19 protein-coding genes and 2 tRNA genes are annotated in these 16,634 nt (G+C 67.2%); 12 read left to right on the top strand and 9 right to left on the bottom strand.

Translation table 11 applies throughout. The features are described from left to right. The first annotated feature begins 41 nt into the window (after window positions 1-41). Genes AC0KTM_RS26250 through AC0KTM_RS26240 form a run of 3 tightly spaced genes read left to right on the top strand, consistent with a single transcriptional unit; the run spans window position 42 to window position 2,897 of the window. On the top strand, window positions 42-1,325 hold the full coding sequence (locus AC0KTM_RS26250; protein ID WP_238955576.1) for an acyl-CoA dehydrogenase family protein: 1,284 nt from the start codon (window positions 42-44) through the stop codon (window positions 1,323-1,325). Further along, window positions 1,306-1,929: a TetR/AcrR family transcriptional regulator gene (locus tag AC0KTM_RS26245; protein ID WP_472417107.1), complete on the top strand. Its 624-nt coding sequence runs from the start codon at window positions 1,306-1,308 to the stop codon at window positions 1,927-1,929. Before AC0KTM_RS26250 ends, AC0KTM_RS26245 begins: the two co-directional genes overlap by 20 nt. Further along, the gene (locus AC0KTM_RS26240) at window positions 1,929-2,897 is read left to right on the top strand and encodes an NADPH:quinone oxidoreductase family protein (protein ID WP_472417105.1); all 969 of its coding nucleotides are present in this window, start codon (window positions 1,929-1,931) and stop codon (window positions 2,895-2,897) included. Before AC0KTM_RS26245 ends, AC0KTM_RS26240 begins: the two co-directional genes overlap by 1 nt. 7 nt (window positions 2,898-2,904) lie before the next feature. On the opposite strand, the gene AC0KTM_RS26235 is transcribed toward AC0KTM_RS26240, so the two are convergent. Continuing rightward, window positions 2,905-4,782, bottom strand: coding sequence for an alkyl/aryl-sulfatase (locus AC0KTM_RS26235; protein WP_472417103.1), 1,878 nt, complete (start codon window positions 4,780-4,782; stop codon window positions 2,905-2,907). Window positions 4,783-4,948: 166 nt separating this feature from the next. On the opposite strand from AC0KTM_RS26235, the gene AC0KTM_RS26230 reads away from it, so the two are divergent. Continuing rightward, window positions 4,949-5,440 (top strand): lipoprotein LpqH, encoded by a 492-nt coding sequence (locus tag AC0KTM_RS26230; protein ID WP_225326048.1) that lies wholly within the window; start codon window positions 4,949-4,951, stop codon window positions 5,438-5,440. Here AC0KTM_RS26230 and AC0KTM_RS26225 read toward each other — a convergent pair. The 5 genes from AC0KTM_RS26225 to AC0KTM_RS26205 all read right to left on the bottom strand — a co-directional run bounded on the left by AC0KTM_RS26225 (window position 5,437) and on the right by AC0KTM_RS26205 (window position 9,426). Continuing rightward, window positions 5,437-6,951: a sensor histidine kinase gene (locus tag AC0KTM_RS26225; RefSeq protein WP_472417101.1), complete on the bottom strand. Its 1,515-nt coding sequence runs from the start codon at window positions 6,949-6,951 to the stop codon at window positions 5,437-5,439. The genes AC0KTM_RS26230 and AC0KTM_RS26225 overlap by 4 nt on opposite strands. Continuing rightward, on the bottom strand, window positions 6,929-7,633 hold the full coding sequence (gene tcrX, locus AC0KTM_RS26220) for a two-component system response regulator TcrX (RefSeq protein ID WP_008263107.1): 705 nt from the start codon (window positions 7,631-7,633) through the stop codon (window positions 6,929-6,931). Before tcrX ends, AC0KTM_RS26225 begins: the two co-directional genes overlap by 23 nt. A 153-nt stretch (window positions 7,634-7,786) precedes the next feature. Continuing rightward, window positions 7,787-7,942: a DUF6131 family protein gene (locus tag AC0KTM_RS26215; RefSeq protein ID WP_008263106.1), complete on the bottom strand. Its 156-nt coding sequence runs from the start codon at window positions 7,940-7,942 to the stop codon at window positions 7,787-7,789. Window positions 7,943-7,964: 22 nt separating this feature from the next. Further along, the gene (locus tag AC0KTM_RS26210) at window positions 7,965-8,204 is read right to left on the bottom strand and encodes a hypothetical protein (RefSeq protein WP_225326306.1); all 240 of its coding nucleotides are present in this window, start codon (window positions 8,202-8,204) and stop codon (window positions 7,965-7,967) included. A 277-nt stretch (window positions 8,205-8,481) separates the two neighbouring features. Then, entirely contained in the window at window positions 8,482-9,426 is a 945-nt protein-coding gene (locus AC0KTM_RS26205) for a class I SAM-dependent methyltransferase (RefSeq protein ID WP_472417099.1), read from the bottom strand. 125 nt (window positions 9,427-9,551) lie between these two features. Between AC0KTM_RS26205 and AC0KTM_RS26200 the strand changes: the two genes are divergently transcribed. From AC0KTM_RS26200 to AC0KTM_RS26190, 3 genes are read left to right on the top strand one after another with little or no spacing between them, the layout of a single operon-like run. Then, the gene (locus tag AC0KTM_RS26200; RefSeq protein WP_238955572.1) at window positions 9,552-9,911 is read left to right on the top strand and encodes a nuclear transport factor 2 family protein; all 360 of its coding nucleotides are present in this window, start codon (window positions 9,552-9,554) and stop codon (window positions 9,909-9,911) included. Between the two features lie 39 nt (window positions 9,912-9,950). Continuing rightward, window positions 9,951-10,949, top strand: a complete 999-nt coding sequence (locus AC0KTM_RS26195; protein ID WP_238957251.1) for a phosphotransferase family protein — start codon at window positions 9,951-9,953, stop codon at window positions 10,947-10,949. 18 nt (window positions 10,950-10,967) lie between these two features. Continuing rightward, window positions 10,968-11,477 carry a hypothetical protein gene (locus tag AC0KTM_RS26190; RefSeq protein WP_225326044.1) on the top strand — a complete coding sequence of 170 codons (510 nt, stop codon included), beginning with the start codon at window positions 10,968-10,970 and terminating at the stop codon, window positions 11,475-11,477. Window positions 11,478-11,767: 290 nt separating this feature from the next. On the opposite strand, the gene AC0KTM_RS26185 is transcribed toward AC0KTM_RS26190, so the two are convergent. Next, window positions 11,768-11,840: transfer RNA gene (locus tag AC0KTM_RS26185), tRNA-Arg, on the bottom strand. A gap of 42 nt (window positions 11,841-11,882) precedes the next feature. Beyond that, window positions 11,883-11,971 (bottom strand) — tRNA-Ser (locus tag AC0KTM_RS26180). Between the two features lie 84 nt (window positions 11,972-12,055). Here AC0KTM_RS26180 and hisC point away from each other — a divergent pair. After that, window positions 12,056-13,123, top strand: a complete 1,068-nt coding sequence (gene hisC / locus AC0KTM_RS26175) for a histidinol-phosphate transaminase (RefSeq protein WP_238955571.1) — start codon at window positions 12,056-12,058, stop codon at window positions 13,121-13,123. 10 nt (window positions 13,124-13,133) lie between these two features. Next, window positions 13,134-13,595: a DUF4334 domain-containing protein gene (locus AC0KTM_RS26170; protein ID WP_225326042.1), complete on the top strand. Its 462-nt coding sequence runs from the start codon at window positions 13,134-13,136 to the stop codon at window positions 13,593-13,595. Between the two features lie 93 nt (window positions 13,596-13,688). Here the strand turns inward: AC0KTM_RS26170 and AC0KTM_RS26165 are convergent, their stop codons facing one another. Continuing rightward, window positions 13,689-14,273 (bottom strand): TIGR03086 family metal-binding protein, encoded by a 585-nt coding sequence (locus AC0KTM_RS26165; protein ID WP_472417097.1) that lies wholly within the window; start codon window positions 14,271-14,273, stop codon window positions 13,689-13,691. Window positions 14,274-14,296: 23 nt separating this feature from the next. Between AC0KTM_RS26165 and AC0KTM_RS26160 the strand changes: the two genes are divergently transcribed. From AC0KTM_RS26160 to AC0KTM_RS26150, 3 genes are read left to right on the top strand one after another with little or no spacing between them, the layout of a single operon-like run. Beyond that, window positions 14,297-15,121 (top strand): crotonase/enoyl-CoA hydratase family protein, encoded by an 825-nt coding sequence (locus tag AC0KTM_RS26160; protein ID WP_238955569.1) that lies wholly within the window; start codon window positions 14,297-14,299, stop codon window positions 15,119-15,121. Window positions 15,122-15,146: 25 nt separating this feature from the next. Continuing rightward, window positions 15,147-16,385, top strand: a complete 1,239-nt coding sequence (gene lipE / locus AC0KTM_RS26155) for a lipase LipE (protein WP_238955568.1) — start codon at window positions 15,147-15,149, stop codon at window positions 16,383-16,385. Window positions 16,386-16,413: 28 nt separating this feature from the next. Then, window positions 16,414-16,602: a hypothetical protein gene (locus tag AC0KTM_RS26150; RefSeq protein WP_008263089.1), complete on the top strand. Its 189-nt coding sequence runs from the start codon at window positions 16,414-16,416 to the stop codon at window positions 16,600-16,602. Window positions 16,603-16,634: the final 32 nt, after the last annotated feature.

Here is a 16,634-nt window from a genome sequence, read left to right as displayed (position 1 = left end):
GGCGCAGTGGGTCGCCACCAATGACCGAGTAGGAGCATTCGATGTCTTGGGACTTTTCTACCGAGCCGGAGTTCGAGGAGAAGCTGGAGTGGATCCGCGGCTTCGTCCGTGACGAAGTGGAACCGCTGGAGGTGCTATTCGGAGGCTGCGAATTCCTCCCGCTGAACGACGAGCGGCGAAAAATCGTCGACCCGCTCAAACAGCAGGTGCGCGACAAGGGTTTGTGGGCGCCGCATCTGGGCCCCGAGCTCGGCGGGCAGGGCTTCGGCGCGGTCAAGCTGACGCTGATCAACGAGATCCTGGGCCGCAGCCCGTGGGCGCCGATCGTGTTCGGAACGCAAGCGCCCGACACCGGCAACGCCGAGATCATCGCTCGCTTCGGCACCCAGGAGCAAAAGGACCGCTACCTGGCGGGGCTGCTCTCCGGGGAGATCTTTTCCTGCTTCTCGATGACCGAACCTCAAGGCGGCGCCGACCCGCGGGTGTTCACCACCCGCGCGGTCCGCGATGGAGACGACTGGGTGATCACCGGCCGAAAGTACTTCTCCTCCAACGCCTCTGTCGCCTCCTTCTTCATCGTCGTCGCGATCACCGATCCCGACGTACCGGTCCATACCGGCGCCTCGACGTTCCTGATCCCGGCCGGGACCGACGGGCTGGTCCTGGAAGCCAACCACCACCTGGTCGGCGCGGATCCGCACGAGCCCGGGCATTCCCTGGTGCACTACAACGACGTGCGTGTGCCCGCCGACGCCCTGCTGGGCGAACCAGGCCAGGGCTTTTTGATACTGCAGACCCGGCTGGCCGGGGGGAGACTGCATCACGCGATGCGGTCCATCGGGATGGCGCAGCGTGCCGTCGAGATCATGTCGCGGCGCGCGAAAAGCCGCTTCACCCAAGGCAGTCTGCTGGCTGACAAGCAACTGGTGCAGGAGTTCGTCGCCGATTCCTACACCGAGCTGATCCCGTTCCGGCTGACCGTGTTGCACGCCGCCTGGCTGATCGACCAGGGCGACGAGCGCGCCGCCCGCGCGGAGATCGCCGCCTGCAAGATTCTGGCCTCCCAGGTACTCAAATCGATTGCCCTGCGGGCCATCCAGGTGCACGGCGCGCTCGGGCTCACCGACCAGCTGCCGCTGGTCAACGTGTTGCTGGGCGGCATCGCGCTGGGCCTGGCGGACGGGCCGACCGAGGCGCACAAGGTCAACCTGGCGCGGATGCTGCTCAAGGGGTATGAGGCCGAAGAAGGTGACTGGCCCAGCGAGATGCTCGACGTGCGGCGTGCGGCCGCCCGCGCCAAATACGGTGACCTCGTTGACCTCTAACCGGGTGACCGCGGCGGTAGAGCGGGCGCTGGATGACCGTCAGCGGGAAGCCACCGAGGAGGTGGAGCGCATCCTGGCCGCGGCGGTGCGCGTGATGGAACGCGTGGCGCCCGAGCCGCCCCGGGTGAGCGACATCGTCGCCGAGGCGGGTTCGTCGAACAAGGCGTTCTACCGCTACTTCGCCGGCAAAGACGATCTCATCCTGGCCGTCATGGAACGCGGGGTGGCCATCGTCGTGTCCTACCTCGAACACCAGATGGCCAAGGAGTTCAGGCCGCACGACAAGGTTGCGCGATGGATCGAGGGAACGCTCGCGCAGGTGGCCGACCCGCATCTGATCAGCATGACCCGCGCGGCGGCCGGGCAGATGTCGGCCGGCACGAGTTGGCGCGCGGCCGACCAGGAGATGATGCGCCCGCTTCGCGAGCTGCTCGTCGAACCCGTTGCGGCGCTGGGTAGTAGCGACGTCGAACGCGACGTCGAGGCGGTGTTCAGCTGCACGGCGGCGACCCTGCGCCGCTATGTGGGCTCGGCCGACGAGCCGGGGCCCGACGACATCGCACACGTGGTGCGGTTCTGTTTACGTGGACTGGGGGCCAATTGATGCGCGCGGTGATCTGTCGTTCCTACGGCACACCTGAGGACCTGGTGATCGACGAGGTCGCCGACCCCGTTCCGGGGCCCGGCCAGCTGCTGGTGCGGGTGCGCGCGGCCGCGGTCAACTTCCCCGACGTGCTGTTCATCGCCGGCAAGTACCAGGTGAAGATCCCACCGCCGTTCATCCCCGGCAATGAGATCGCCGGCGAAGTCATCGCCGCCGGAGAGGGTGCGCCGTTCCGTCCGGGACAGCGCGTATCCGGAACCACCTTCGGAGCCTTCGCCGAGCAGGCGCTGCTCGACGCGAGCCAGGCTGAGCCCGTGCCCGACGACGCCGACTTCGCGTCCGCCGCGGCCTTCGGTGTCACCTACCGCACCGCCTATCACGCCCTGCGCTCGACCGCCGCTGTCACGCAGGGAGATTGGGTCGTCGTGCTCGGTGCCGCGGGCGGCGTGGGCGTGGCCGCCGTCGATCTGGCGGTGGCGATGAAGGCACGGGTGCTGGCCGCGGCGTCGAGTCCGGAAAAGCTGGAGCTGTGCCGGCAACGCGGCGCCGAGGCGACCGTCGACTACGACCGGGAGGACCTGAAGTCGCGGATCCGCGAACTCACCGGCGACAGCGCCCGAGTCGTCCTGGACCCGGTCGGCGGACCGTATTCGGAACCGGCGCTGCGCGGCCTCGCGCGTGGCGGCACCTTTGTCACACTGGGGTATGCGGCGGGCACGATCCCGGCCATTCCGCTCAATCTCATTCTGCTCAAAGACATCTGCGTGCGGGGCTTGGAGATCCGCACCTTCCTGAGCGATTACCCCGACGATGCCGTCCGCGACATGGCGGAGTTATCGCGGATGTTCGCCGCCGGTACGGTCCGGCCGTACATCGGCGCGCGATTCCCCCTGTCCGAGACCGCCGCCGCGTTGCGGCATGTCGCCGACCGAAAGGTGCTGGGCAAGGTCGTGATCGACGTCGGGTGATGCGCTGTCACGGTGTGACGATGTTGAAATCCGGGACCGGCCCGTCGAGCACATCCAGCAAGGCCTGCAGCGCACCCCGGTCACCGGATAGCTCCAGGCCGGGCGAGGTGAAGTCGCCCGCCGCCACGGCCAGCAGCCGAATCTTGTTGACCAGCTTGACCGTGACGGACGCCGTCGCGGGGTCGGGCGCCGCCTTGCGGTGCACGAGCACGCCGTTGCGCAGGGTGAGCCGATGGGTGACTGCCGAGTCGCCCAAGGTGACGTCGATGGCGATGTCGAGATCCCAGCCGCGCGGGCCGTTGACCCGGATCGCCAGGCCGTCGAAGATCTGCTCGGGTGTCAGCTGGGACATCATGGGCGCTGAAGCGGTGGTAGTTGCGGTGCCGAAGTTGCCGTCGCGCAACTCCGTTGCCCCGCTCAGGAAGAAGTTGCGCCAGGTCGCGTTTTCGGCGCCGTAGGCGAGCTGCTCGAGCGCGTCGGCGTACAGGGCGCGCGCGCCGGCATGCTCGCTGTCGGTGAAGATCGCGTGGTCCAATAGCGTCGCGGCCCAACGATAGTCACCCGAGTCGAACGCCTGACGCGCAAGGTCGACGACCCGGTCGACGCCGCCCATCGCCTCGACATAGCGGGGCGCGAGCGCCTCGGGAGGGTGCGGCCACAGCCTGGCCGGATTGCCGTCGAACCACCCCATGTAGCGCTGATAGATCGCCTTGACGTTGTGGCTCACGGAGCCGTAGTAGCCGTGCGTGTGCCAGGCCTGCTCGAGTGCCGGTGGCATCTGGAACATTTCGGCGATCTCGATGCCGGTGTAACCCTGGTTCAGCAACCGCAGCGTCTGGTCGTGCAAATAGGCATACAAGTCGCGCTGCGTCGACAGGAACTCGACGATGCTGTCTTTGCCCCATGTCGGCCAATGGTGGGAGGCGAATACGACGTCGGCGCGGTCGGCGAACGTGTCGATCGCTTCGGTGAGGTATCCGGACCAGGCGTGTGGGTCGCGCACCAGCGCGCCCCGCAGGGTCAGCAGGTTGTGCAGATTGTGGGTGGCGTTCTCGGCCATGCACAGGGCCCGGAAACGCGGGAAATAGAAATGCATTTCGGCGGGCGCCTCGGTGCCGGGCGCCAGCTGGAACTCGATCTCCACCCCGTCGATCGTGTGCTTTTCACCGGTGGTGCGGATGTCGATGGTGGGGACGATGACGGCGACCTCGCCGGTGGAGGGCGCCTGGCCGAGCCCGCAGCCGACCTGATCCATGGGCCCGCGCGGCAGCAGGGTGCCGTACATGTAGGACGCCCGTCGCGTCATGGCCGGTCCGGCGTAGACGTTTTCGGAGACCGCGTGCTCGATGAAGCCTTCCGGCGCCAGCACTGCTACCGTGCCGGCGTCGACGTCGGCCTGCGAGGTGACGCCCAGTACGCCGCCGAAGTGATCGGCGTGGCTGTGGGTGTAGATCACCGCGACGACGGGCCGGTCGCCGCCTCGATGTTCGCGATACAGCGCCAGCGCCGCCGCGGCCACCTCGGTGGAGGTCAACGGATCGATGACGATGATGCCGCTGTCGGTCTCCACGAACGTCACGTTGGAGATGTCGAGACCGCGGACTTGGTAAATACCCGGAACCACTTCGTAGAGGCCCTGTTTGGCGGTCAGCGTCGACTGCCGCCACAGGCTGGGATGGACCGACGTCGGGGCGGGGCCGTCCAGGAACGCGTAGGCATCGTTGTCCCAGACGACTCGACCGTCGGCCGCCCGAATCACGCACGGCGACAAGGCCGCAATGAATCCGCGGTCCGCATCGCGGAAATCGGCGACGTCCTGGAGTGGCAGGACCTGTTCGCGGTGGGCGGACTCGATGACAGGACTGGGAGGCTTGTGATCCACCACCTACACCTTGCCATTGATGCAACGGTCCGCGAAAGGCGTTTCACCGACCAAATAATGTATACCGCAACAATTTCTCCGGGTTCTGGATTCTCGGCCCAGTTAACCCGCATACTGCCCAGACGGCCCTCGATGCCGAGGTCCGCAACTATCGGGCAAAGGAGAACAGGTGAAGCGTCAATTGACGGTCGCGGTGGCTGGAGCGGCAATTCTTGCCGCGGCTATTTCCGGCTGTTCGGGTGGTAACAAGTCGGGAACGAGCGCGAGCAGTTCCGCAAGTAGCTCGGGTACCAGCGCGTCGGCAAGCACCGGCGGTGCCGCCGGTACGAAGGTCACCATCGACGGCAAGGACCAGAACGTCACCGGTTCGGTCGTGTGCACAAATGCGGGCGGCACCATCAACATCGCGATCGGTGGCGCAGCGACCGGCATCGCCGCCGTGCTCAGCGACGGCAACCCCCCACAGGTGAAATCCGTTGGGCTGGGCAATGTCAACGGCGTGACGCTCGGCTACACCTCGGGCACCGGGCAGGGCAATGCCACCGCCAGCAAGGACGGCAACAGCTACAAGATCAGCGGCACCGCCACCGGGGTGGACATGGCCAATCCCATGCAGCCGGTGAACAAGCCGTTCGAAATCAATGTGACCTGTAACAGCTAGGCCGATGCGGGCGGTTGCCATCCGTTGGGTGGCAACCGCACCGTGAACTCGGTGCGGCCCGGTGAGCTGTCGACCGCGATCGTCCCGTTGTGCGCCCTCACCACGGCCGAGACGATCGCCAGCCCAAGCCCGGTACTGCCGCCCTTGCGCGAGCGCGAGGAGTCGCCGCGGGCGAACCGTTCGAAGACCTCCGATTGCAGCGCCACCGGAATGCCGGGTCCGTTGTCGATGACCTGCAGCACGGTGTGCGACGGTTCGGTGCTCAAGCGCGTCGTCACCACGGTGCCGGCGCCGGTGTGTACACGGGCATTGGCAAGCAGATTCGTCAGCACCTGGTGGAGCCGCGCCGCGTCACCGGTGACGAGCACCGGTTCTTCGGGCAGGTCGAGTTCCCACTGATGATCCGGTCCCGCGACGTGAGCGTCGTTGACCGCATCCACCGCCAACCGCGACAGATCGACCGATTCGCGTTCCAGCGGCCGGCCGGAATCCAGGCGGGCCAGCAGCAGCAGGTCCTCCACCAGGCGCGTCATCCGCTCGGTCTCGGACGCCACCCGGCTCATCGCTTGCGCCACGGCCTCGCGGTCGTCACCCATCCGTTGCGTCAGTTCGGTATAGCCCCGGATCGCGGCAAGGGGTGTGCGCAGTTCATGACTGGCGTCGGCGACGAACTGACGAACGCGAGTCTCGCTGGCCTGCCGCGCCGAAAGCGCTTCCGCGATGTGGTCGAGCATCCGGTTGAGCGAGGCACCGAGTTGTCCCACTTCGGTGGAGGGGTTTGCGTCCGATTCGCGTACGCGCACAGGCAGTTCGACCTCGCCGCGCGACAGCGGCAGGTCGGCGACCTGGCCCGCGGTTTGCGCGACGCGGCGCAGCGGTGCCAGTGCCCGCCTGATGATCACCACCCCGGCGATCGTCGCGGCCGCCAGCGCGACCGCGGTGACGATCCCGAAGATGACGAGCATCCGGATCAGGGTGGCGTCGATGTTGGACATCGACAGGCCGGTGACGATGATGTCGCTGCCGTTGCGGCTCGGGGCCGCGACGACGCGGTAGAGGCCAAGGCCGTCCAGGTTCAGCGTGACCGGCGCGCGGCTGCCGGCGATCTGTTCCAGTTGGGTCTGGGCGGCCGGGGTCAGGTCATCCCGGGTGCCGCTGCTGGTCAGGTAGCCGGCGTCGACCGTCTTGCCGTGGCTGACCACAGCCGCCACCATGCCCGCCGGCTGACCCGGGGCATCCAGGAAGCGGGGGCCGGGGCCCGGCCTCGGATAGTAGGAATGCTGGTGGTGGTGCCATCCGGGGTGGTTCGGTTCGGGGTACATCAGCGCCGAGCGGAACGAGGTCCCGGCGAGTTGGCCGTCGAGCTGCTTCACCAGGTGGTGGTTCAGCGCCAGTTCGGTCACCGCGGTGATGCCGACGCACACGATCGCCAAGACGACGATCTGCCCGACCAGCAGCCGCAGCCGGAGGGACCAGACCCTCCGCGGGTCAACGGGCCGGCTTGAGGACATAACCCGCGCCGCGCAGCGTGTGGATCATCGGATCGCGACCGTTGTCGATCTTCTTGCGCAGGTAGGAAATGTAGAGCTCGACGATGTTGGACCGGCCGCCGAAGTCGTAACTCCATACCCTGTCCAGGATTTGGGCCTTGCTCAGCACCCGCTTGGAGTTGCGCATCATGAAGCGCAGCAGCTCAAATTCGGTCGAGGTCAACGAGATTGGCTCACCGGCGCGGGTGACCTCGTGGCTGTCCTCGTCGAGCACCAAGTCCCCGACCACCAGCTGCGCGCCGCTGTCCACGGTCGTCACCCCGGTGCGCCGCAACAGCGCCCGCAGGCGCAGCACGACCTCTTCGATGCTGAACGGCTTGGTGACGTAGTCGTCGCCGCCGGCCGTCAGCCCCGCGATGCGATCTTCCACCGCGTCCTTGGCCGTCAACAGCAGCACCGGCAGCTGCGGGATCTCCCCGCGCAGCTTGTGCAGGACGTCGAGGCCGCTCATGTCGGGCAGCATCACGTCGAGCACAACCACGTCGGGACGCTGGTTGCGGGCGGCCGCGATGGCCGATTCCCCGTCCCCGGCGGTGGAGATGTTCCAGCCCTCGTACCGCAGCGCCATCGACACCATTTCGGCCAGGACGGGTTCGTCGTCTACGACCAGCACGTTGATGGGGTTGCCGTCTGCACGACACATGACAACCCGCTCTACAGAGGCTCGGGGTTGGGTCACAACACCCAGTATCCGCTACCGACTGAGCCGAGCCTATGACCAACCTATGCGCGCGCTGTGAAACGAAACGCGCGACTGCCCGGGCAGTCGCGCGATCGCGGTGTTCGGCCGAAGCGGTTAATACCAGTAGCGCCGACCGGCGACCGGGCGGCCGATCGAGCCCAAAATCCAGAGGATCGCGCCGATGACCAGCAGCACGATTCCCAGCGTGGTCAGCACGGGTACGTGGAAGAAATACCCGAGAACAAGCAGGACAATTCCTAAGATAACCATTTCGACTTCCTTCGGGTGAGGGTTAGAGGCTGACCGATTGCATTGAACTTGGTTGCGGCAGATGACAATCCGTGACTTTCGGATTGACGCCAAAGTAATTCAAGGGTCCGGCGATCACCGTCACCGCAACCGTGCCCGCGGAGGCGCATGTCGTCTGGTCGTTTTTGAAGTAATCCCGTTGCCACGCCGCGAAGGCTCCGATCAGCAACCACACCAAAGCAACCGTTCCGATGATCCCGCTGCCACGCATCGTGACCTCCATTGTGGTCGAGAAGAAGTTTCTCGTGGACGTGAAGTTACCCATTCGACTTACGTCTAAACATGCAATGGGTTATGCGGCAGCGCTTGTCGGCACATCCCGGCACGTCAGAGGTAGTCGGCGCGGGAACCGGCCCCTCGCGCCGCCGGGGCCCGGGGAGCCCTGCCTTCCGGATTAGCTCAGCTAATTCGAGGATTCAGCCCGACCCGCGGCATTTCCACCCGAAATGGCGTGCGACGAGCCGCTAATCAGCAGCGGCACTTTCGATCTCAGCGTCCGATCAGCCCGCTCGCCGCTGCGCCGACACGTAGAGGGTGGGCGGCATCGAATCCTCCGCGCCCTGCGGGATCCGGCGGCCGTACCGGGCCATCAACTCCGCGAACGTCGCGGTCGCGACGTCCCAGCCGCGGCCCCGCAGCCAGCCGTCGACGGGCGTGCGCTCCTCCGGATACCAGAGGTCGTCGAAGTCCGTGATCTCGGCGTTGACCAGTTCGGCGGCGGCGGCCCGCATGCGGCGCATGTCCTCGCGCTGGCGCTGCACACGGTCGGGGTCCGTGAAACCCGAATCGGGCACGTTGGAGGCCAGCCAGCTGCCTTCGGCGCTCAACGAATCTATCCGCTCGAACAGCAAGTCCTGGGCCTGTGCCGGCAGGTAGCGAACGAGCCCTTCGGCCGACCAGACCGCCGGGCGGGAAGCGTCAAACCCCGCGTCCTGCAATGCTTTCGGCCAGTCCTGCCGCAGGTCGATCGGGACGTTGACCAGCCGCGCGGTCGGCTGCGCCCCGTGCTCGCGCAGCGTGTCGGATTTGAATTCCAGCACCTTGGGCTGGTCGAGCTCGTAGACGACCGTCCCGTCCGGCCACGGGAGCCGCCAGCTGCGCGCGTCCAGTCCGGCCGCCAGGATCACCACCTGGCGAACGCCGGCGTCGGCCGCGCCCAGGAAGAACTCGTCGAAGAACGCCGTCCGGGTGGCCATGAAATCGACCATCAGCTGCAGCCGAGCCCGCAGATCGGGCTCGATGTCGGCCGCTTTGGCCAACAGCGCCGGGTCGGCATAGATGCTCCACATCCCCTCGCCCGCGGCGTCGACGAACACCCGGGCGAATGGGTCGTTGATCAGCGGGTTCTCGCTCTCGGTCTCCGCGGCGCGCGCTGCGGCGACACCGAGCGCGGTGGCGCCGACGCTTTGGGTGATCTCCCAGGAATCGTTGTCGGTCCGCGGCATCGCCAGTTCCCTTCCCCAGAAAGTAAGTTATGCACACTATTCTTCCAGTCGCCGCCACCGGATGCCGCGCGTCGCCCCTGCCCTAGGCTTTTTCCCAGACGGTCCACAGGTTGCAAGGGAGTGCCATGACGCCCACCCCGTCGCGTACGCCGCAGGAAGTGTTCGCCCACCACGGCACGGCGCTGGCCGCGGGCGACCTTGACGAAATCCTCGCCGACTACGCGGAGGACTCCGTGCTGATCAGCCCCGCCGGCGTCGCGCGTGGCAAGGACGCCATCCGCCAGGTGTTCGCGCACCTGCTCGCCGATCTGCCGGATGCCAACTGGGACTTGAAAACCCAGCTCTTCGACGGCGATGTGCTGTTCCTGGAATGGGCCGCCGATTCGGCCGCCAGCCGGGTCGACGACGGTGTCGACACCTTCGTGTTCCGTGACGGCATGATCGCTGCGCAGACGGTCCGATACACGCCACACCCGAAGGGCTGAGCAGTGGACCACGTGAATCTTCAAGCCGTAGCGGAATGGATGTCCGGGCAGGGGCTCGGCGAGGGCCCGCTGGAAGACGTCTCCAACGTCACCGGCGGAACGCAGAACGTCATGCTGCGATTCAACAGGGCCGGCCGGCCCTACGTGCTGCGGCGCGGGCCACGCCACCTGCGGCCGCGTAGCAACAGCGTGATCCTGCGGGAGACGAAAGTCCTTGCGGCACTGGCCGGTTCCGATGTTCCCCATCCGCACCTGATAGCCGTCTGCGAGGACCCCGCCGTGCTGGGCGACGCGGTCTTCTACCTGATGGATCCGGTCGACGGATTCAACGCCGGCGAGGGCCTGCCGCCATTGCATGCCGGCGATGCCAAGGTGCGACACGGCATGGGGCTGTCGATGGCCGACGCGTTGGCCAAGCTCGGCGCCGTCGACCATGTCGCCGTCGGGCTCGCCGACTTCGGCAAGCCGGAGGGCTTTTTGGAGCGCCAGGTGCCGCGCTGGCTTTCCGAGCTCGAGTCCTACAACGACTACGAGGGATATCCCGGCCCGCAGATCCCCGGCATCGAGGAGGTGTCGGCCTGGCTGGACCGTCACCGGCCGGCGCACTGGACGCCGGGCATCATGCACGGCGACTACCACGCGGCCAACGTGATGTTCTCGCGCACGGGCCCGGAGGTGGTCGCGATCGTCGACTGGGAGATGTGCACGATCGGCGATCCGCTGCTGGACCTGGGCTGGCTGCTGGCCACCTGGCGCCAGCCCGACGGTTCGGCCGTGTTCAGCCACGCCCTGGGCGGGCAGGACGGGCTGGCCAGCACCGACGAGCTTTTCCAGCGCTACGCCGCCAACACCACCCGCGACCTGTCACACATCACCTGGTACACGGTGCTGGCCTGCTTCAAGCTCGGGATCGTGATCGAGGGGACGCTGGCCCGGGCCTGCGCGGGAAAGGCGGAAAAGGAGGTCGGCGACCAATTGCACGCCGCCACCGTGCACCTGTTCGAGCGGGCGCTGCGCCTCATCGACAGCCCGGCCTGACCCGCTAGCATTCGTCTCGTGCCGCCCCATCCCGAGGAACCGGATTACTACTCCGAACCCACCGCGGCCGCGCGGTACGGCGGCGGCTATTACGACGCCGTGCCCGCACCGCCCGAACCCCCGCCGCCCGGGCCCCCGACGCCCTGGTACCGGCGCCCGGCCGTGCTGGTCGCGGCAGGCGCCATCGGCGCGCTACTGCTGGGCGCGATCGTCTTCGCGGCGGTCAAGCTCGCCAGCCCTTCGCCGGCGCCCAGCCCGGCAACGACCACGACGCCGACACCGTCCACCACCGCGCCGGTGACCACGACGACAACGGAGCCGCCGCGGCACCACGGCGGAGGCGGTGGTGGCGGGCCGACCGAGACCGTCACCGAGACCGTCCCGCCGCCGAGCACCGATACCCCCACGACGACGGTCTCACCCAGCACGGTCACCGTGACGCCGAGCACCGAGACCAGCACCGTCACCCAAACGGTGACCGAGCCGCCCCGTCGCGGGCCATTCGGTGGGCCGTTCGGGGGACGCTAGCGGCCGGTCCTGCCAGGGTGGGTGTCCCCAGGTTCCGTCAAACCCGAGGGCACAACAGAATTCGGCCGCTTACAACAAAGTGCAAGTGGTGACACCTGCTGCGCTTGTACTGCAACCGCAAGCCGACGTCAGCAAGGCGCTGGACGCGATTACCAGGGCGGCGAGGATTTTGGTGACACGGGACATAGCGCAACCCCGATGTTCGCACGGAACTGAACTGATGCCCGAGGCCGCTGATATTACGCGCAGACCCTGCTGCCTGTAACACGTTTGCGCACGAAATGACTGAGCGCGCCCGAAGGGATTCGAACCCCTAACCTTCTGATCCGTAGTCAGATGCTCTATCCGTTGAGCTACGGGCGCTTGTTCTTCAGTTGTCGTTCCGTGTTCCGTTCAAGGACCCAGCGGAGGCGAGAGGATTTGAACCTCCGGTCCCCTTTGAGGGGGACAACTCATTAGCAGTGAGCCCCATTCGGCCGCTCTGGCACGCCTCCCTTTGGACTTTCTGAGGGTACCGACCCCTTTCCGGTCTCGCGGAACCGGCCATACTGTACACAGTTGAGACATAAACTGTCGAAGTGACCGCCCGTCTGCGCTCCGAACTGGCCGGACTGCCAGTGTATGTGCCCGGCAAGAACGTCCCGGGTTCGATCAAGCTGGCCAGCAACGAGACGGTTTACGGCCCGCTGCCCAGTGTGCATGCGGCGATCGAGCGGGCCATCGCCGTCGTCAACCGCTACCCGGACAACGCCAGCGTGGACCTCAAGGCGGCGCTGGCCATGCACCTGGGTTCCGACGTCGCCCCCGAGCACATCGCGGTCGGCAGCGGTTCGGTCACGTTGTGCCAGCAGCTCGTTCAGATCACCGCCGCGGCCGGCGACGAGGTGATGATCGGCTGGCGCAGCTTCGAGTGCTACCTGCCCATCATCCAGGTGTCCGGCGCGACGACCGTCCGGGTGCCGTTGACCGACCACACCCATGACCTCGACGCGATGCTCGCGGCGATCACCGACCGCACGCGGCTGATTTTCGTCTGCAACCCCAACAACCCGACGTCCACGGTCGTCGACCCGGACGACCTGGCGCGTTTCGTGGACGCGGTGCCGTCGCACATCCTGATCGCCATCGACGAGGCCTACGTCGAGTACGTCCGCGACGGCATGCTGCCCAACAGCCTGGAGCTGGCCCTCACCCACAGCAATGTCGTTGTGCTGCGGACCTTTTCGAAGGCGTACGGCTTGGCGGGCCTGCGGGTCGGTTACGCCATCGCCCAACCCGACCTGATCACCGCGCTGGACAAGGTCGTCATGCCGTTCGCGGTGACCAACGTCGGGCAGGCGGCCGCCATCGCGTCGCTGGAGGCCTCCGACGAGTTGATGGCCCGCACCGACGCGCTGGTCGCCGAGCGCACCCGTGTGAGCGACACCCTGCGCGACGCCGGGTTCGACCTGCCGCCGTCGCAGTCGAACTTCGTCTGGCTACCGCTCGGGTCGCGCACCATGGATTTCACCGAGCAGGCCGCCAACGCGCGCCTGGTGGTGCGGCCGTTCGCGTCCGAGGGCATCCGTGTCACCATTGGTGCGCCGGAGGAAAACGACGCCCTGCTGCGTTTTGCCTGCGACTGGATTGCCCGCACCGAACCGTAAGGAGTCGTCCGTGGACCTCGCCCGCAAGAAGTTCACCGAGTTCAAAGAGCGCAGCGGCGACATCGCGGATTCCGAGCTCGACGAATTCTGGGCAGAGCTATCGCCCGCGGCGATCGAGGAAATGCTCGGCGAGTGGAAGGGCGGCGAGTTCCAGACCGGCCACAAGATGAACGGCCAGCTGGAAAAGGCCGGGTGGTTCGGCAAGACGTTCAAATCCGTCAGCGACGTGCAGCCGCTGGTCTGCCTGGACGCCGACGGCAACAAGTTCTCCAACGTGGAAATGGGCAAGGGCGAGGCCAGCCTGTGGCTGGAGGACTTCCGCGGGGAGGTCACCGCCACGATGGTCTACGACGGCCAGCCGGTGCACGATCACTTCAAGAAGATCGACGACAACGCCGTGATGGGCATCATGAACGGCAAGGGCGTCCGCGACAACGGCAAGTACTACTACTTCTACCTCGAGCGGGTCTAGCGCCGCGGCGAGAGAGCCGTCGAGCGGACCCGCCGTGGCTTCACACCCAAAGCCCAGGCTTCACACTCGACGGGGCGAAAGCCGAAGAGCGGACTATCGCGCCGGGTTGCGGCCGGTGAACGCGACCAACTGCTCGAGCGCGCCGGCGTCGGCGGGCGCGTCCACCGGGTCGTCGAACCCGGCGCCACCTCGCAGCTCCGGGCGGATGATGCGGCGGGCCAACCCCAGCACATATTCGGACAGCGGCTCGGGGGCGTCGACCTCGCGCTTCGTCGCGGTCGCGTAATCCCAGGCGTGCACCAGGAATTCGATCGACAGGACGGCGCACGCGCTCTTGGCGGGCATCTCACCCTTGCCGAACGGCACCGATCCGCCCAGGCCGTGGCGGTGCAAGGCATCCAACGCCGGCCGCGCCGCGGCGACCACCTGTCGTTCCACGGAATCGCCTTCGGCGGGTTCGGGGATTTCCGCGCCCACCATGCCCCCGAGGGCCTTGATCGAATTGAGCAGGTGCCCGGTCAGCTGCGCCACGTCGAAATCCGCGCAGGGCGTCCGACACGACAGGTCGTCGTCGGCCAGGGTGTGCAGCACCCGCTGCAGCACCCCCAGGGTGTCCTCGGCGCTGTGCAGCTCGTCGGTCGGCGGGGAATGCGGACCGGGTCGCAAGTCAGGAGCCATATTCGCCACGCTACGGTCTCGATATGGCGCAAGCATATGAATCCGTCACCGTGGAGAAGAAAGACCACGTCGCCCAGGTGACGCTGATCGGGCCGGGCAAGGGCAACGCGATGGGGCCGGCCTTCTGGTCCGAGCTGCCCGAGCTGTTCGGTGAGCTGGACGCCGACCCCGAGGTGCGCGCCATCGTGCTGACCGGTTCGGGCAGGAACTTCAGCTACGGCCTGGACGTGCCGGCGATGGGCGGGTCGTTCACCCCGCTGCTGTCCGGCGACGCGCTGGCCGGCCCGCGCGCCGTCTTCCACCGCGAGGTCAAGCGCATGCAGGGCGCGATCAGCGCGGTCGCCGACTGCCGGACCCCCACCATCGCCGCGGTGCACGGCTGGTGCATCGGCGGTGGCGTCGACCTGATCTCGGCGGTGGACATCCGCTACGCCAGCGCCGACGCCAAGTTCTCGGTGCGTGAGGTGAAGCTCGCCATCGTCGCCGACGTCGGCAGCCTGGCCCGCCTCCCGTTGATCCTCAACGACGGCCACCTGCGGGAGCTGGCGCTCACCGGCAAGGACATCGACGCGGCCCGCGCCGAGAAGATCGGCCTGGTCAACGACGTGTACGCCGACGCCGAGGCCACGCTGGCCGCCGCCCACGCGACCGCCGCGGAGATCGCCGCCAATCCCCCGCTGACCGTCCACGGCATCAAGGACGTCCTCGACCAGCAGCGCATCGCGGCGGTCTCGGAGAGCCTGCGGTATGTGGCCGCGTGGAACGCTGCGTTCCTGCCGTCCAAGGACCTGACCGAGGGCATCGCGGCGACGTTCGAGAAGCGTCCGCCGCAGTTCACCGGGGAGTAGTCCGGGGACACGTACCCTCGCTGAGGTGACAACTCCTGACGGCAAGATCCGCCTCCCGGCCGACCTGGACTCGGTGACGACGATCGGTGCCGAAGACCACTCCGAAATCGACAGTGCCGCAATAGACCGGATCTGGCAGGCAGCGCGGCATTGGTACCGGGCCGGCTTCCATCCGGCCATCCAGCTGTGCCTCCGGCATCACGGGCGCGTCGTGCTCAACCGCGCGATCGGCCACGGCTGGGGCAACGCCCCGAGCGACCCGCCCGACGCCGAGCGGATCCCCGTCACGCCCGACACCCCGTTCTGCGTGTACTCGGCGGCCAAGGGGATGGCGGCGACCGTGGTGCACATGCTCGCCGAGCGGGGCGTCTTCTCGCTCGACGACCGCGTCTGCGATTACATCCCCACCTTCACCAGCCACGGCAAGCACCGGATCACCATCCGGCACGTGATGACGCACAGCGCCGGGCTGCCATTCCCGACCGGCCCCCGGCCGGACGTCACGCGCGCCGACGACCACGAGTACGCGCAGCAGAAGCTCGGCGAATTGCGGCCGCTGTACCGCCCCGGGCTGTTCCACATGTACCACGCGCTGACCTGGGGTCCGCTGGTGCGCGAGATCGTGTACGCGGCCACCGGCAAGGAAATTCGCGAAATCCTGGCCACCGAGATCCTCGACCCACTCGGCTTCCGGTGGTCCAACTTCGGCGTCGCCGAGAAGGACCTCCCGCTGGTCGCGCCGAGCCACGCCACCGGGCGAACGCTTCCGCCGGTGGTCGCCCAGATCTTCCGCAAGGCGATCGGCGGAACCGTGCACGAGATCATCCCGTACACGAACTCCCCGCTGTTCTTGACCACCATCATCCCGTCGTCCAACACGGTGTCGAACGCCCAGGAGATGTCGCGGTTCGCCGAGATCTGGCGTCGCGGAGGCGAACTCGACGGCGTACGGGTGATCAGCCCGGAGACCATGTACGGTGCGATAGCCGAATGCCGAAGGCTGCGACCGGATTTCGCGGTCGGGCTGCAGCCGGCCCGCTGGGGCACCGGCTACATCCTCGGCACCAACCGGTGGGGGCCGTTCGGGCGCAACGCGCCGCACGCGTTCGGCAACCTCGGCCTGGTCAACATCGCGATCTGGGCCGACCCCGCACGCAGGCTGGCGGCCGGCGTGGTGAGCAGCGGAAAGCCCGGCCGGGATCCGGAAGCCCGCAGGTACACGGCCCTGATGGACACGATCGCCGCCGAGATCCCCACGGGTTAGCGACCACGGCAGTGGGAACCCTGCCGTCATGGCTACCTATCGAGTGCTCAACCCGAAAGGCGACGTCGTCGCGACGAAAGACATCGACAGCGCCGACGACGCACACGCATGGTTCGTCGACAACAAAGCCGACAACAGCGAGCTCGGCTGGCGCATGGAAGTCGAGCACGACGGCGACTGGCATTTCTTCGACGACAGCGAGGGCGATCGAAGCTGACGGTGTTTGTCCTCCGGCTCGCGGGGCAACCA

The organism is Mycobacterium sp. NTMscope_Eco_3 (assembly GCF_976985685.1).
The sequence above is the reverse complement of the archived record's forward strand: the minus strand, read 5'-3'. Positions and strand labels throughout refer to the sequence as shown.